Source organism: Phenylobacterium sp., assembly GCF_035276905.1.
Lineage (GTDB): Bacteria > Pseudomonadota > Alphaproteobacteria > Caulobacterales > Caulobacteraceae > Phenylobacterium.
In genome coordinates this window covers 1-13,139 of the sequence record NZ_DATELG010000368.1, presented here as the reverse complement: position 1 = coordinate 13,139, position 13,139 = coordinate 1, and the positions used below count along the sequence as shown (strand labels likewise).

16 protein-coding genes, 1 tRNA gene and 1 pseudogene are annotated in these 13,139 nt (G+C 71.7%); 12 read left to right on the top strand and 6 right to left on the bottom strand.

Annotated elements, in window-relative coordinates; translation table 11 throughout:
- The first annotated feature begins 162 nt into the window (after window positions 1-162).
- From VJS38_RS17530 to VJS38_RS17520, 3 genes and pseudogenes are all read left to right on the top strand, one after another.
- Window positions 163-807, top strand: coding sequence for a YdcF family protein (locus tag VJS38_RS17530; RefSeq protein ID WP_324089439.1), 645 nt, complete (start codon window positions 163-165; stop codon window positions 805-807).
- Between the two features lie 2 nt (window positions 808-809).
- On the top strand, window positions 810-1,520 hold the full coding sequence (locus tag VJS38_RS17525) for a lysophospholipid acyltransferase family protein (RefSeq protein ID WP_324089438.1): 711 nt from the start codon (window positions 810-812) through the stop codon (window positions 1,518-1,520).
- Window positions 1,521-1,548: 28 nt separating this feature from the next.
- Window positions 1,549-1,659 (top strand): annotated as a pseudogene (locus tag VJS38_RS17520) (hypothetical protein); the annotation flags it as partial.
- A gap of 10 nt (window positions 1,660-1,669) precedes the next feature.
- On the opposite strand, the gene VJS38_RS17515 reads toward VJS38_RS17520, so the two are convergent.
- A complete protein-coding gene (locus VJS38_RS17515) occupies window positions 1,670-2,209 on the bottom strand; it encodes a gamma-glutamylcyclotransferase (RefSeq protein ID WP_324089437.1) in 540 nt (179 codons plus the stop codon).
- Between the two features lie 25 nt (window positions 2,210-2,234).
- On the opposite strand from VJS38_RS17515, the gene VJS38_RS17510 reads away from it, so the two are divergent.
- Entirely contained in the window at window positions 2,235-3,278 is a 1,044-nt protein-coding gene (locus tag VJS38_RS17510; RefSeq protein WP_324089436.1) for a DUF2125 domain-containing protein, read from the top strand.
- Window positions 3,279-3,287: 9 nt separating this feature from the next.
- Here VJS38_RS17510 and VJS38_RS17505 read toward each other — a convergent pair whose 3' ends face one another.
- Entirely contained in the window at window positions 3,288-4,235 is a 948-nt protein-coding gene (locus tag VJS38_RS17505) for a mitochondrial fission ELM1 family protein (RefSeq protein ID WP_324089435.1), read from the bottom strand.
- Between the two features lie 158 nt (window positions 4,236-4,393).
- The gene (locus VJS38_RS17500) at window positions 4,394-4,687 is read right to left on the bottom strand and encodes a hypothetical protein (protein ID WP_324089434.1); all 294 of its coding nucleotides are present in this window, start codon (window positions 4,685-4,687) and stop codon (window positions 4,394-4,396) included.
- Between the two features lie 398 nt (window positions 4,688-5,085).
- On the opposite strand from VJS38_RS17500, the gene VJS38_RS17495 reads away from it, so the two are divergent.
- The 5 genes from VJS38_RS17495 to fixJ all read left to right on the top strand — a co-directional run bounded on the left by VJS38_RS17495 (window position 5,086) and on the right by fixJ (window position 9,237).
- Window positions 5,086-5,739, top strand: a complete 654-nt coding sequence (locus VJS38_RS17495) for a helix-turn-helix domain-containing protein (RefSeq protein WP_324089433.1) — start codon at window positions 5,086-5,088, stop codon at window positions 5,737-5,739.
- 59 nt (window positions 5,740-5,798) lie between these two features.
- Window positions 5,799-6,680: a universal stress protein gene (locus tag VJS38_RS17490; RefSeq protein ID WP_324089432.1), complete on the top strand. Its 882-nt coding sequence runs from the start codon at window positions 5,799-5,801 to the stop codon at window positions 6,678-6,680.
- Window positions 6,677-7,042, top strand: a complete 366-nt coding sequence (locus VJS38_RS17485) for a cytochrome c (protein ID WP_324089431.1) — start codon at window positions 6,677-6,679, stop codon at window positions 7,040-7,042. The genes VJS38_RS17490 and VJS38_RS17485 overlap by 4 nt, the downstream gene beginning before the upstream one ends.
- Window positions 7,043-7,124: 82 nt before the next feature.
- Window positions 7,125-8,639 (top strand): PAS domain S-box protein, encoded by a 1,515-nt coding sequence (locus VJS38_RS17480; protein ID WP_324089430.1) that lies wholly within the window; start codon window positions 7,125-7,127, stop codon window positions 8,637-8,639.
- Entirely contained in the window at window positions 8,632-9,237 is a 606-nt protein-coding gene (gene fixJ / locus VJS38_RS17475; RefSeq protein ID WP_324089429.1) for a response regulator FixJ, read from the top strand. The genes VJS38_RS17480 and fixJ overlap by 8 nt, the downstream gene beginning before the upstream one ends.
- Before the next feature lie 12 nt (window positions 9,238-9,249).
- Here fixJ and VJS38_RS17470 read toward each other — a convergent pair whose 3' ends face one another.
- Window positions 9,250-9,381 (bottom strand): hypothetical protein, encoded by a 132-nt coding sequence (locus VJS38_RS17470; RefSeq protein WP_324089428.1) that lies wholly within the window; start codon window positions 9,379-9,381, stop codon window positions 9,250-9,252.
- Between the two features lie 200 nt (window positions 9,382-9,581).
- Between VJS38_RS17470 and VJS38_RS17465 the strand changes: the two genes are divergently transcribed.
- Complete coding sequence (locus tag VJS38_RS17465; protein WP_324089427.1) at window positions 9,582-10,253, top strand: site-2 protease family protein; 672 nt, start codon at window positions 9,582-9,584, stop codon at window positions 10,251-10,253.
- A gap of 3 nt (window positions 10,254-10,256) precedes the next feature.
- On the opposite strand, the gene VJS38_RS17460 is transcribed toward VJS38_RS17465, so the two are convergent.
- Together VJS38_RS17460 and VJS38_RS17455 are read right to left on the bottom strand one after the other, a co-directional pair.
- Window positions 10,257-10,598 carry a hypothetical protein gene (locus VJS38_RS17460; protein ID WP_324089426.1) on the bottom strand — a complete coding sequence of 114 codons (342 nt, stop codon included), beginning with the start codon at window positions 10,596-10,598 and terminating at the stop codon, window positions 10,257-10,259.
- Window positions 10,599-10,710: 112 nt separating this feature from the next.
- A tRNA-Met gene (locus tag VJS38_RS17455) sits at window positions 10,711-10,787 on the bottom strand.
- A 109-nt stretch (window positions 10,788-10,896) separates the two neighbouring features.
- Between VJS38_RS17455 and VJS38_RS17450 the strand changes: the two genes are divergently transcribed.
- Together VJS38_RS17450 and asnB are read left to right on the top strand one after the other, a co-directional pair.
- Window positions 10,897-11,925 carry a glycosyltransferase gene (locus VJS38_RS17450; protein WP_324089425.1) on the top strand — a complete coding sequence of 343 codons (1,029 nt, stop codon included), beginning with the start codon at window positions 10,897-10,899 and terminating at the stop codon, window positions 11,923-11,925.
- Window positions 11,925-13,139: asparagine synthase (glutamine-hydrolyzing) (gene asnB, locus VJS38_RS17445; RefSeq protein WP_324089424.1), on the top strand; the 1,215-nt coding region annotated here is incomplete at its 3' end. The genes VJS38_RS17450 and asnB, both read left to right, overlap by 1 nt.

The following is a 13,139-nucleotide window of genomic DNA, read 5'->3' as shown; positions in this document are numbered from 1 at the left end:
CGGCGTGACCCTGCGCCTGCTGGGCGGCAGCCGCGGGCTGACGCCGGCGCTGCCGATCGCCTGGGCGGACATGCTCGCCGTGCTGCCCTGCCCGCTGCTGGCGGCGGGCGTGGCGGCGCTGGCGGCGCGCTTCACCGCTGGGGCGCTGATCCGGGACATGCAATGAAGTCGATCGCCGCCTTCCTGGTCCTGGCGCTGATCTGGTTCGCAGGCCTGCTGGCCTTCGCCACGCGGGTGCAGCAGTCGACGCCGGCGCCCTATCCGGAGGCGGCCCAGGGCGTGGTGGCCCTGACCGGCGCCAACTCCAACGAGCGCATCGCTGCGGCCATGGACCTCTTGCAGGACGGCATGGCCCAGCGGCTGCTGATCAGCGGGGTCAACCGCGACGCGACCCGCGAGGACATCCGCAACGTCTCCAAGCCGGCGCGCAGGCTCTACGACTGTTGCGTGGACCTGGGCTTCACCGCCGCCGACACCGTCGGCAACGCCCGCGAGACCGCCGACTGGGCGCGCAGCATGCGCTTTAAGAACCTGATCATCGTCACCGCCGACTACCACATGCCGCGCGCCATGCTGGAGCTGCGCGCGGTGATGCGCGAGCCGCAGTTCCAGCTGCAGGCCTACGCCGTGCCGACGCCGGCGCTGAAGGCCAGGCGCTGGTGGCGTTCGCCGAAGAGCGCGCGGTTGATGGTGGTGGAGTATTGCAAGTATCTGGCGATCCTCGGCCGCGAAGCCGTCCTGGGTCTGGGCCCGCGCGACCCGGCGCAAGGCCCGTCCACGGCGGACGCGGCGCAGCAAGAGGACTGACTGTGACCGCCGTCCGCTCCGCCCTGTTCGCGGCCCTGTTCTATCTCTGGTCGGCAGGCATCGCGATCGCCTGCACCCCGCTGCTCCTGGGGCCGCCGGCGGGGATGCTGGGCATGTTCCGCATCTACAGCCGGGGGATCGTCGTCCTGCTCGGCCTGTTCGGCGTCCGGGTCGAGGTGCGCGGCCGCGAGCACATCCCGCAGGGCGCGGCGCTGGTGGCGCCCAAGCACCAGTGCATGTTCGACGTCTTCGCCCAGTTCGGCGTCCTGCCGGCGACCGCCTTCGTGACGAAGAAGGAGCTGAAGTGGATTCCCTGGTTCGGCTGGTACGGCCAGCGGGCGGGGAACATCTTCGTCGACCGCGCAGGACACTCCACGGCGCTGAAGAAGCTGGTGCGCGACGCCAAGGACCGGTTCGCCCACGGCCGCCAGGTGGTGATCTTCCCAGAGGGCACCCGCACCGCGCCCGGCGCGCCCGGCGACTACAAGCCCGGCATCGCCGCCCTCTACCGCGAGATCGACGTGCCGGTGCATCCGGTGGCGACCAACTCCGGCGTCCATTGGTCGGCGCGCGGCCAGCGGATCACTCCGGGAACCATCGTCTTCGAGTACCTGGAGCCGATCCCCCCCGGACTGAAACGCGCGGAGTTCATGCGCCTGCTGCGCGAGCGCAACGAGACGGCCTCGGAGCGGCTGCTGGCGAAGGGGCTGTAGCGCCCGGATCCTCCCGCAAAGGATTGTCCGTCATCCCGGCCGGAGCGAAGCGGAGAGCCGGGACCCAGGGCGGTGCGCACGGCCCCTGGGTCCCGGATCGGCCTTGCAGGCCGTCCGGGATGACGGGATTGGTTCGTAAGGGGGAGCATCTACCGCCCCGCCATCTCCCGCGCCTCGACCATAGCCAGCAGGTGCTCCATCGCCGAGTCGCGGATCCCCTCCTCGCGCAGGTGGCCGACGAGGTCGCGCAGGTATTCGACGTTCGGGCCCGACAGGCCCCGGGCGCCGGCGATCAGGTCCGCCTGGCGCTCCAGGCTGAGCGTCCCGGCCCACTGCGCGTGGCGGATGTCGGAGAGGAACACCAGGGCCTCGACGCGGCGGCCGTCGGCGAGCCGGACCGCCCGGCGCGCTTCGATATAGGTCTCGGTCGGCTGCTCGCGCTCGATCAGATAGCCGTAGACGTGTTTCCAGTCGGCCTCGGCCACGCGGAAGGCCGCCCCGCGGGTCGCGCCGCCGGGGGCCAGCCCCAGCACCAGCCCCGGCCGCTCATAGGTTCCACGGTGATGGACCGAATAGATGCAGAACGCCCGCCGGCGTCCGTGCAGCGTGGCCGCCGCCCGCTCGGCGAATGCGAACCCGGGCCGCCACATCAGGGAACCGTAACCGAAGACCCAGCGCTCGTACGCCATCCCGCCCCGCGCTAAAGATACGGCCATGTCTGTGCACGATCCGCTCGCCGCCCGCAAACCCCGAAGGCTCGGCCTCTACCTTCCGTTCGTTCTGCTTCTTCTGGCGGCGCTCGCCTGGACATTCTTCTGGTTCTGGATGCGCGGCGAGGTGCAGAAGCGGATGGACGCTTCCGTCGCCGACCTTGGCCGCGGCGGCTACCAGGTCAGCTGGGGACGCCGGAGCCTCGGCGGCTATCCGTTCCGCATGGACGTGAGCCTGACCGAGGTGAAGCTGCGCGAGCCGTCGGGCTGGGCGCTGCAGGCGCCCTTGCTGGAGGGCGAGGCCTTCCCCTATGCGCCCGGCCATTGGATGCTCGCCGCGCCCCAGGGGCTGACCTTCGTGCGCCCGGTCGGCGGGCCGGTGGCGATCACCGGCCAGGTGCTGCGCGCCAGCCTGACCGATTTCGCCAAGCGGCCGCCCAGCTTCTCCTTCCAGGGCGAGGGCCTGAGCTTCCAGCCGGCCGCCGGCGCCGAGCCCTTCGCGTTGACGGCGGCCGACCTGGTCGAGTTCCACCTGCGCGCGGGTCCTGACGACGAGGGCGGCGTGTTCGCGCGGCTCGACGGCGGCAAGGCCCGCCCCGACGGCGTCTTCGGCCGGATCGCCGCCGGCAAGCCGGTCTCGCTGGTGTGGAACTCGACGCTCTCGAAGATGAGCGCCTTCACCGGCCGGGATTGGGCCGAGGCGGTGCAGCGCTGGTCCGACGCCGGCGGCCAGATGAACGTGCGCGACACCAGCAAGCTCGCCGCCGGCGAAGCCCTCGTGGCGGTCAAGAGCGGCGCGCTGGGCGTCGGCCGCGACGGCCGGCTGCGCGGGGTGATGGACGTCGGCCTGCGCCAGGCGCCGCGGGCGCTGGGGACCATGGCCCAGTCCGGGGTGCTGCCCTCCACCGCCGCCGACGCGGCCAGCGCCGTCGCCACCGCCCGCCAGGCCGGCGACAGCGCGCGCGCCACGCTCAACTTCGAGGCCGGGCAGATCACGCTCGGGCCCGTGGCGCTGGGGCCCGCGCCGAAGGTCTACACGCCGCGCTGAGGCGGGACCTCAGCCCCGACGGGCGATCAGGGCGCGCAGGGCCTGGACCGCCTCCGCCGTGGAATCGACCACCGGCCGCGGCGCGGGCGGCGTCCACCGGCCGTCGCACGGCCGGACCAGGCCGCGCCGCTCCAGGCCTCCCACGAAGCCCTGGTGGCGGCGGCGCAGGCGCGGGGAGAAGACCTCCACCGGATGCGGCGTGGCGAGCGCTTCGGACACCATGGAGACGCTGTCGCCGGTGACCACCAGCCGATCGGCCAGCGCCAGGACGCCCAGGTAGGGATTGTCGCCCTCCCGCCGCCAGACCCAGAGGTCCGGGTCGCGCCGGGCGTGGTCCACGAACAGCGCCAGCACCTCGTCCGGGGTGCGCCGGGACGGCACGATCGCCGCGGCCCCGCCGCTGGCCATCATCATCGACTTCACCCGTTCGAGCAGCGAGCCCGCCTCCTCCGGGCCGAACGGCGCGCGGCCCGCCGGCCCGCCGACGATCACCCCGATCAGCGGCCGCTTCAGATGCGAGAGACGGTCACGCCAGGCGTCCGCCGCCGCCGCCAGCCTGGCCGGCGTCACGTCGTGCAGCGCGGTCGCCACCCGTAGGACGTTGGGCCCCTGCACGTGGTCGTGGTCCATGGCGACGACCAGATCGAACTCCGCCGCCCCCGCCAGCGGGTCCTGGACGTGGACGAGCAGCGGCGCCGCTTTCGCCCGCCGCTTCGCCTCCCGCGCGATCAGCGCCGAGCGGCGGCCGCAGGAGACGATCAGGTCGGGCCACGGCGGGGCGATCTCGTCGCTTTCCGGCGCCAGACCGCGCAGGATCAGGCCGCCCGACGGCAGACTGCGCCACGGCGGCCGCGAGAGGATCACCTTCTCGATCACCCCGTCGGCGACGGCGCAGGCCAGGCCGCGCGCCTGGGTGCGCATGCCGGCCTCGCCGGTGGTGAGCGCCCAGGCCGTCAAGCCGGATTGCCGCTGCTCGCCCAAATTGCCTGCCTCTACGCCCGATAACCCCACAAGGGGCATAGCCCGCGCCGGCCGGCGCCAGCAAGGCGACCCGCCCCTAGGCCGCCGTTGAGGTCGAGTTCGGCGCGTCCCGCGCGGGCGGCCTCAAACTGCTCTCAGTCGACCAGCGGGGCGAGATCGGCGGCCTCGGCCTCGCGGATCGAGCGGCTGACGTTCAGGCGGATCAGCAGCTCGGCCCCGGGGTGGGCCTCCTTCGTCTCGGCGAGCGGGCCGGCCCAGCTGCGCTCGGCCAGGTTGTTGGTGTGGCCCACCTTCAGGAGCCGCCATCCCTCGGCGCCCGCCTCGGCGATCACATAGGTCACGCCGATCGGCTTCAGAGCCTGGCCCTCGAGACGGGTGAACGAGTAGACGGCGCCCGACTGACCGCGGAATTCCAGACGTCGGCTCAACGCTCATTCTCCCTTGGACTGCAACCCACGTGCCTTACCGAGTTCGCTTGCGGATATTCGGAGTCGGAAAAATGGCGATTAGCCGGCGCGGGCGCGGCCGAAACGTCGCGGCTTGGCGGGCGCGCCATCCGTCGCCTCCGTAAAACTTTCATGACCCCAGCAACCGCAGCCGCCATCGGAACCTTCACCCCGGACAGCAGCAGCGCCCGGCCATTATGACCTTGCCCGCCCAGATCGTCTCCACCCTCCAACGCTGTCGCGCGCAGTCGCGGTTCATCTCGCACGGCGGCGTGGTCACCGACCTGGGCCGCCCCTCCGGGCCAGTACGTAGGTGACGCTCCGAAATGTCGGGGCGCCGAGCCTGGGCGTACCACTTGGCCACCAGCACGGAGGCCAAGATGAACCGCCCCACCCTCGTCGACGAACGCGACGCCGAACGCCCGCCCGCCGCCCTGCTCGAGGCCTTCGATCGTCTCGGCACGCGCGTGCGCTTCCAGCGCGAGGCGGAGATCTACGCGCAGGATGATGCCGCCGAGATGTTCTACCGCGTGCTGCGCGGGGTGGTCCGCACCTCGAAGCTGACCGCCGACGGCCGCCGACAGGTCGGCGACTTCTACTACCCGGGCGATCTCGTCGGACTGGAGCCTGGCCCCCTGCACAGGTTCGCGGCTGACGGCCTGACGGCGTGCGAGCTGCAGGTCGTTCGGCGCAGCGCGGTGCGCGCCTTCGCCGGCGAGGCGGCGGTCGACCGGGCGATCCTCGAGGCCACGGCCCGCGAGATGGACCGCCTGCAGGATCACGTCATGCTGCTGGGCCGGCGCAGTGCGCGCGAACGCGTCGCCAGCTTCCTCCTGAGCCTCGCCCAACGCGAACCGTCGGCCCCCGTCGACATGCCGATGGGGCGCCGCGACATGGCCGACTACCTTGGCCTGACCATCGAGACCGTCTCGCGGATGCTGACCCAGCTGCAGGGCGAGGCGATCGTCGAATTTCCCTCCAACCGCCGCTTCGAGGTCCGCAAGTGGGGCGCCCTGGAGGCGATGGCCGCCTAGCAACAACCGACGCCACGCGCCGCTGGGCGCCGTGGCCGCGCGCGCGAAGGAGACTCGCGATGACCCTCACCCAGGCCCTCACCCAGGAACGGCCGGAGACTTCGGCCCAGTTGCTCGCCCAGCGCTACGCCTCGGTCCTCGTGCACGTGGAGCCGGTTCCGGGCGCGCGGCAACGCCTGCAGGTCGCGGTGGAGCTCGCGCGCGACCTGCAGGCGCGCCTGATCGGTCTGGGCGCGGAGACCATCGAGCCGTTTCCGGCGCCGGATCCGCTCATGGGCTATGCGACCGGCGAATGGCTCGTGCTGCTGCAGGAGCAGGTCAACAACGACCTGCAGGCCGCCGAGAAGGCCTTTCGGAAGGAGGCCGAGGGGCTCGACGGCGAATGGCGCTCGGCCCAGGACTTTCCGATCCGCGCCCTGGTGCGCAACGCGCGCGCCGCCGACCTGGTGGTCGCCAGCCCGCAGGCCCGCGGCGGCGGCTGCCGCTCAGTCGACCCGGCCGAGTTGGTGATGACCGCCGGTCGCCCAGTGCTGCTGGCCCCGCCCGGCGCCCGCCGGCTGCGGGGCGAAGCCGTCGTGGTCGCGTGGAAGGACACCCGCGAGGCCCGCCGCGCCGTGGCCGACGCCCTGCCGCTGCTGTCGCGCGCGAACGACGTGATCGTTCAGGCGGTCTGCGCGGCTCAGGAGGACGAGAACGCGGCCTTCCAGGCCGCCGACGTCTGCGCCGCCCTGAGGCGGCACGGCGTGAAGGCGCGGCCAGCCGCCGCCCGGGGCGGGCCCGACGAGGTCGTCGCCATCCTCACGAAGACGGCGGAACAGGCCGGGGCGGACCTCATCGTGGCCGGCGCCTACGGCCACAGCCGCGCCCGCGAATGGGTCTTCGGAGGCGTCACCTTCGAGCTCATGCGGCACGTCCCATGCTTCCTGCTGCTCAGCCATTGAGGCCGCGCGCGACCCTGGCCGTCGTCCTGGCGGCGGCGATCGGCCTCGGCGCCGCAGCGCCGATCGCCGCCGCCGGGTCCGGCCACCAGTTGTCGGCTTCGCGGCTGGAGCCCGCCGCCCAGCGCGGAGAGGCGTTCGCTCGGCGCAGGTGCGGCGGCTGCCACAACGTCAGCGCCGACGACGGCCCGCCCTACGAGGGCCCCGCCTTCCGGCGGCTGGTGGACCGCTACGATCCGGCGCAGCTGTCGATCCGTTTCGCGCAGGTCTCCGCCCACGGCGTCGACCGCATGCCGCCGATCACCTTCTCTCAGGACGAGCGCGCGGACCTGCTGGCCTACGTGCGGACGCTGCGGCCCGAATGAGGCGAGGCCTCGCCGGCGCCGGGGGCCATGGCCGCCGGCGAAACTTGGCTGCTATAAGACCGGCCCAGACGGATCGGCGGCCATGGCGACACTGCCCCCCAGGATCGCGGAATTGAGCCGCTCGACGCCTCCGTGGCGCGGCTACGCCGTCGCGGTCCTGGCGACCGCGCTGTGCGCGGGCCTTCGCCTGGCGCTGGATCGGTATTTCCACGACGATCTCGTCTTCCTGCTGTTCGTCCCGGCCTTGCTGGCGAGCGCCTGGACCGGCGGCTTCTGGCCGACGGTGCTCGCGGGCCTGCTGTCCGGCTTCTGCGGCCTGACCATCATCGGCTTTAAGTCGGTCGGCGACGCCGAGGTCCTGGTGCGGGCGACGGTGTTCGCCCTTCTGGCCGTGGTGATCGGGGCGACCGGAACGCGCATGTTGCGCAACAGCGCCAGCGTGCAGCGCCTGATCGACGACCTGAGGGGACGCGAAGACCACCTGCAGTCGATCCTCGACACCGTGCCCGACGCCATGGTCGTCATCGACGAGCACGGCCGGATCCACTCCTTCTCGGCCGCGGCCGAGCGGCAGTTCGGCTGGAGCTCTGCGGAGGTGGTCGGCCGCAACGTCAGCGTCCTGATGCCGGAGCCCTACCGCAGCGCCCACGACAGCTACCTCGGACGCTACATGTCGACGGGCGAGCGCCGGATCATCGGCATCGGCCGGGTCGTGGTGGGCGAGCGCAAGGACGGCGCCACCTTTCCGATGGAGCTGGCCGTCGGCGAGATGAAGTCCGGCGAGCACCGCTTCTTCACCGGCTTCGTGCGCGACCTGACGGAACGCCAGGCGGCGGAGCGCCGGCTGCAGGATCTCCAGGGCCAGCTGGTGCACGTGTCGCGCCTGACGGCGCTGGGCGAGATGGCCTCGGCCATGGCCCACGAGCTCAACCAGCCTTTGACCGCCGCGACGAGCTTCATGAAGGGAAGCCAGCTGCTGGTCGACCGCGATCCCCTGGACCGCGACCGCCTGAAGGAGATGATCGGCCAGGGCGCCGAGCAGACGCTGCGCGCCGGGCAGATCATCCGCCGCCTGCGCGAGTTCGTCTCCAAGGGCGAGGCCGACCGCCGGATCGAGCATCTGCCGCCGCTGATCGAAGAGGCCGGCGCCCTGGCGATGATCGGCGCCCGCGACCGCAACGTCCGCCTGACCTTCCACTGGTCGCCGGACGTCGACCTCGCGCTGGTGGACAAGGTGCAGATTCAGCAGGTCGCGCTCAACCTGATCCGCAACGCCGTCGAGGCGATGGAAGCCGCGCCGCAGAAGGTCGTCGCCGTCGGCGCCAGGCCTGCGCCGGGCGACATGATCGAGGTCTTCGTCCGCGACACCGGCCATGGCCTCAGCCCGCAGGTCGCCGAGCAGCTGTTCAAGCCGTTCATGACCACCAAGGCGGAGGGCATGGGGGTCGGCCTGTCGATCTCGCGGACCATCATCGAGGGCCACGGCGGCCGCATCTGGGTGGAGTCCAATCCCGAGGGCGGGGCCACCTTCCGCTTCACCCTGCCGGCGGTGCGGCGGGAAGAGGTCGCTCAGCAGGAGAACGTCAAGGATGACTGAACCGGTCGTGCACCTGATCGACGACGACGAGGCGGTGCGCGCGGCGCTGAGCTTCGTGCTGGAGATGAACGACCTGCCGGCCCGCACCTATCCTTCCGCCGAAGCCTTTCTGGAGGTCGCGGGCGGCCTGAGCGGCGGCTGCGTCGTCACCGACGTGCGCATGCCCGGCATGACCGGGCTCGATCTCGTCCGCCACATGACGGCGCATGGCCTGAAACTGCCGGTGGTGGTGATCACCGGCCACGGCGACGTGCCGCTGGCGGTCGAGGCGATGCGGGCCGGCGTCATCGATTTCCTGGAGAAGCCGTTCGACGACGCAGCCCTGCTGAAATCGATCCGCATGGCGCTCGACGCCCAGGCCGAGACCGACTCGCAGCACGCCGAGCGCGAGCGGTTCGAGCAGATGCTGCAGACCCTCTCCGCCCGCGAGCGCGAGGTGCTGCGCGGCGTGGTCGCCGGCAAGATGAACAAGGTGATCGCTTACGAACTCGGCATCAGCCCGCGCACCGTCGAGGTCTACCGCGCCAACGTCATGAGCAAGACGCGGGCGAACGGGCTGTCGGAACTGGTCCGCATCGCCCTGCTCGCCGGCTTCTGATCTCGCATCGCCTCAGCGCCGGCGAACGCCCGACCCCGCGGGGCGCGCCTTCAGGGCGGCGACCCAGCCCTGCAGCGTCACCACGCCGAGAGCGCCGACGAACAGGGTGAAGCCCGCGAGCACGAGCGCGAGATAGGGCGTCATCGAGAACCTCCAGTGTTGCGCGGCCGAGCTTGGGACGCGCGCCGCACCGAGGTTTTGAGCCGCGTCAAGATCCAGACCCCGGCGAGGGATCCGCAACGCTACTTAGGGGACCACGCGGAATTTCGTTTCAGCGCTCCCACGCCCATCCTGCTCCAGAGCGGCCGGATCGGAAAATCCGCGCCGCCGGAGACGAGGCGACGATGTCGAAGCACGCGGCGGTCTTGGAAGCGTCCAACTGGCCCCTCCTCGCCCTCGCGCTGGCCTGGGTCGTCGGAGATAGCTCAACCCTGCAGACCTTCCAGGGCCTGCCCGACGGCGCTCTCGGCAACGCCGTATTCATCTTCGGCGCCGCGGCCTCGATCGGCGTGCACGAGCTCGCCCTTTGGGTCGGCCGCCTGCGGTCGGAGCTTGCGGCGGCGGCCCTTGGCCTGGTCTCGAACCTGGTCCTCGCCGCAGCGATGCTGGCGGCCGCCAGGATCGTCTATGTCGCCCCCGGGCCCGAGGCCGTCGTGGGCGCGCTGGCGGCGCTGGTCACCCTGAACATCGTCTTCATGGCGATGAACCTGCTGCCGGCCCTGCCTTTCGACGGTGGACGGATCCTGTCGGCGCTGGTGTCAGGCAAGGGTGCGCGTGCGCGCCTGGCAAGCCGCTTGACGTCGGCCTGCACGGAAGCGACGGGCTGGCTGTTCCTGGTTTTCGGCCTGGCTTCGGGCCTGGCCGATGGGCCGACCGCCGGCATCGTCTGGCTGCTGATCGGCGTCCTGGTTCTGCGTGAAGCGCGCTCGGAGCGCCGGCAGCTGGGGGCCGTGCGTGACCTGCCTTCCGCCACGACGAGCACCGCGGCGTCTTCGACCGTGCGGCTGGCGCAGTAAATCCTACTCCGGCAGGCGGAAATCTTTGAGGGTGGCGACGGAGTCCTCCGCCAGCAGCGAAGCCCCTGTCGCCATCCGCACGCCGGCGTCAATCCAGGCGGACCCGCGCGCCAGCAGCCACCTTTGCTGAACACCCAAGACGTCCATCGGAGAACGGGCGGCTTGCATGCCGCGCAGGGCCTCCAGGGCGTCACGCATCCAATCGTTGAAAAAGGCTTGGCTTTCCCTGCCCCAGGTTTCGCTGACGCCGCTCGCCAGGGTGCGTGACTGGGCGATCGCGTCACCGACCGCACTGCCTCGCGCAATTCGGTCCGCAGCTGAAACCGTCTTCGCCGGCCCGCGCATTTCCGCCTCCTTGTCCAAGAAAGCCGGAAGCTTGCCACAAGTCTGGCCGGCCGCCTTTGATAGTGGTCATGACTTAGCGGTGTTCCTGACCGGGGTCCCGCTTTGTATGAAATGGTAGCTGGGGGCGGGATCGAACCGCCGACCTGTGGGTTATGAATCCACCGCTCTAACCATCTGAGCTACCCAGCCACGGGTCCGCACGCGCAGGCTCGCGAGCGAGGCGCGGGTTATAGGGTCAGACTTTCAGCTCTTCAAGCGGCTTGGGCGCGGACGCGCGAGCGTCTAGGCTTGCAGCCTCATGAGCGTGCTGCATCTCCTGGGGACGGCCGGCGACGGCGGGGCCGAGACCTATTTCGTCGACCTCGTGCGCGCGCTCGCCCGGGCGGGCGTGGGCCAGGCCGTGGCGCTGCGGCGCCACGCCGCGCGCGAGGCGGCGCTGAAGGCGGCCGGCGTGCCGGTCAAGGTGTTGGGCTTCGGCGGCCCGATCGACATCCTGACCAAGACCGCGGCGGCCGGCTATGGGCGGCTGAACGGGGCGAAACTGGCGCTGGCCTGGATGAACCGCGCCGCGCGCCACACGCCGAAGGGGCCGTGGGCGCGGGTCGGCCGGCTGGGCGGCTACTACAACCTCAAATACTACGACGGCTTCGACGTCCTGGTCGCCAACACCGAGGACATCGCCGAATGGATCGTGAACCAGGGCTGGCCGGCGGGCCGGGTGCGCTACATTCCCAACTTCGCCGCCGCCCCGCCCGAGACCCTGCCGGTGGCGCGCGAGAGCCTGTCGACGCCGGCGGGCGCGCCGCTCTTGCTGGCCATGGGCCGGCTGCACGAGGCCAAGGCCCACGACATCGCCCTGCAGGCGCTGGCGCTGACGCCGGAGGCCTGGCTGTGGATCGCCGGCGCGGGGCCCGAGGAGGCGCGGCTGAAGTCGATGGCGGTGGCGCTGGGCGTCGACCGGCGGGTGCGGTTCCTGGGCTGGCGCAACGACGCCTCGGCGCTCTATCGGACGGCTGACGTCTGCGTCTTTCCCTCGCGCTACGAGCCGCTGGGCAACGTCGTGATCCAGGCCTGGGCCCATGGCCTGCCGATCGTGGCCGCCGCCAGCCAGGGGCCGAAGGCGCTGATCGAGGATGGCAGGGACGGCCTGCTGGCGCCGGTCGACGACGCCCAGGCCCTGGCCGAGGGGGTCCGGCGCCTGCTGGCGGACGAGCGCCTGCGCGCGCGGTTGGCCCGGCGCGGCGCCCAGCGGGTGGAGCTGGAGTTCTCCGAAGCCGCCGTGGTCGCCCAGTGGAAGGCGCTGTTCTCGGACTACGGGGCGCTCTGATGTGCGGCGTCGCAGGACTTCTCGGCCCCGCCCCGGGCGCGGCCGGCCAGGCGCGCCCAAAGACGCTTGTCGCGTCGATGATCGGGGCGATCACCCATCGCGGACCCGACGGCGTGCGGATTGAGACGACCGCCCACGCCGCCCTGGCCCACGCGCGCCTTTCGATCATCGACCTGGAGGGCGGCTGGCAGCCGCTGCACGCCTGCGGCGCGACGGTGATCGGCAACGGCGAGATCTACAACTACGTCGAGCTGGCGCGCGACTTCCAGCTGGCGGGCGAGCTCGCCACCGGCTCCGACTTCGAGCCGCTGCTGCACCTCTATGCGCGAGAAGGCGCGGCCGCCTTCGACCGTCTGCGCGGCATGTACGCCCTGTGCCTGATCGGGGCGGACGGACGCACCTGGCTGGCGCGCGATCCGTTCGGCATCAAGCCGCTCTACCTGCTGGAGCACGAGGGCGGCCTGGCCTTCGCCTCCGAGCCCAGGGCGTTCTTCGCCGCCGGGCTGGCGAAGCCCCAGATGAACGAAGACGCCGGACGCGAGCTCCTGGGCTTCAGCTACACCGTGGGCGAGGCCAGCATCTTCCGTGGGGTGCGCCGGCTGGCGCCCGGCGAGGTGCTGGAGGTGCGGGACGGGAAGGTGGTCGGGGGCTGGCGCAGAAGGGCCTTGGCGCCGAACCCCGCAGGCGGGGGAGCAGCGACCGCTCCTCCACCGCGCAGCGGGGGAGGTGGCTCGCGTAGCGAGACGGAGGGGGCGTTCGGGACTGCCGAGGCCCAGCTCCTCGCCCGCCTCGACGCCGTGCTGGAGGACAGCGTCCGGGTGCACCAGCGCTCGGACGTGCCCTACGGCCTGTTCCTCTCCGGCAGGATCGATTCCGCGGCGATCGCCACCCTGATGGCCCGGCTGAACGAACGGCCGGTCACCGCCTTCACCTGCGGCTTCGACGCCCCCGGCGCCAAGGACGAGCGGGCGCAGGCCGAGCGCGTCGCCCGCGCCCTGAACCTCGACTGGCGCGAGACCACGTTCGACGAGGCCGACTTCTGGCGGATCCTGCCGAAGGTCGCCTGGGCGCTGGACGACCCCACCGCCGACTACGCCACCCTGCCGACCTACAAGCTGGCCGAGGCGGCGAAGGATACGCTGACCGTGGTGCTGACCGGCGAGGGGGGCGACGAGCTGTTCGGCGGCTACGGCCGCTACCGCCGGGCGCTCAGG

Bases quoted from the DNA above. Each gene is read 5' to 3' on its own strand.
- VJS38_RS17470 (WP_324089428.1), bottom strand. From the start codon at position 9,381: ATGACGCCCTATCTCGCGCTCGTGCTCGCGGGCTTCACCCTGTTCGTC.
- VJS38_RS17510 (WP_324089436.1), top strand. From the start codon at position 2,235: ATGTCTGTGCACGATCCGCTCGCCGCCCGCAAACCCCGAAGGCTCGGC.
- VJS38_RS17450 (WP_324089425.1), top strand. From the start codon at position 10,897: ATGAGCGTGCTGCATCTCCTGGGGACGGCCGGCGACGGCGGGGCCGAG.
- VJS38_RS17515 (WP_324089437.1), bottom strand. From the start codon at position 2,209: ATGGCGTACGAGCGCTGGGTCTTCGGTTACGGTTCCCTGATGTGGCGG.
- VJS38_RS17530 (WP_324089439.1), top strand. From the start codon at position 163: ATGAAGTCGATCGCCGCCTTCCTGGTCCTGGCGCTGATCTGGTTCGCA.
- VJS38_RS17495 (WP_324089433.1), top strand. From the start codon at position 5,086: ATGAACCGCCCCACCCTCGTCGACGAACGCGACGCCGAACGCCCGCCC.
- VJS38_RS17460 (WP_324089426.1), bottom strand. From the start codon at position 10,598: ATGCGCGGGCCGGCGAAGACGGTTTCAGCTGCGGACCGAATTGCGCGA.
- VJS38_RS17490 (WP_324089432.1), top strand. From the start codon at position 5,799: ATGACCCTCACCCAGGCCCTCACCCAGGAACGGCCGGAGACTTCGGCC.
- fixJ (WP_324089429.1), top strand. From the start codon at position 8,632: ATGACTGAACCGGTCGTGCACCTGATCGACGACGACGAGGCGGTGCGC.
- VJS38_RS17465 (WP_324089427.1), top strand. From the start codon at position 9,582: ATGTCGAAGCACGCGGCGGTCTTGGAAGCGTCCAACTGGCCCCTCCTC.
- VJS38_RS17480 (WP_324089430.1), top strand. From the start codon at position 7,125: ATGGCGACACTGCCCCCCAGGATCGCGGAATTGAGCCGCTCGACGCCT.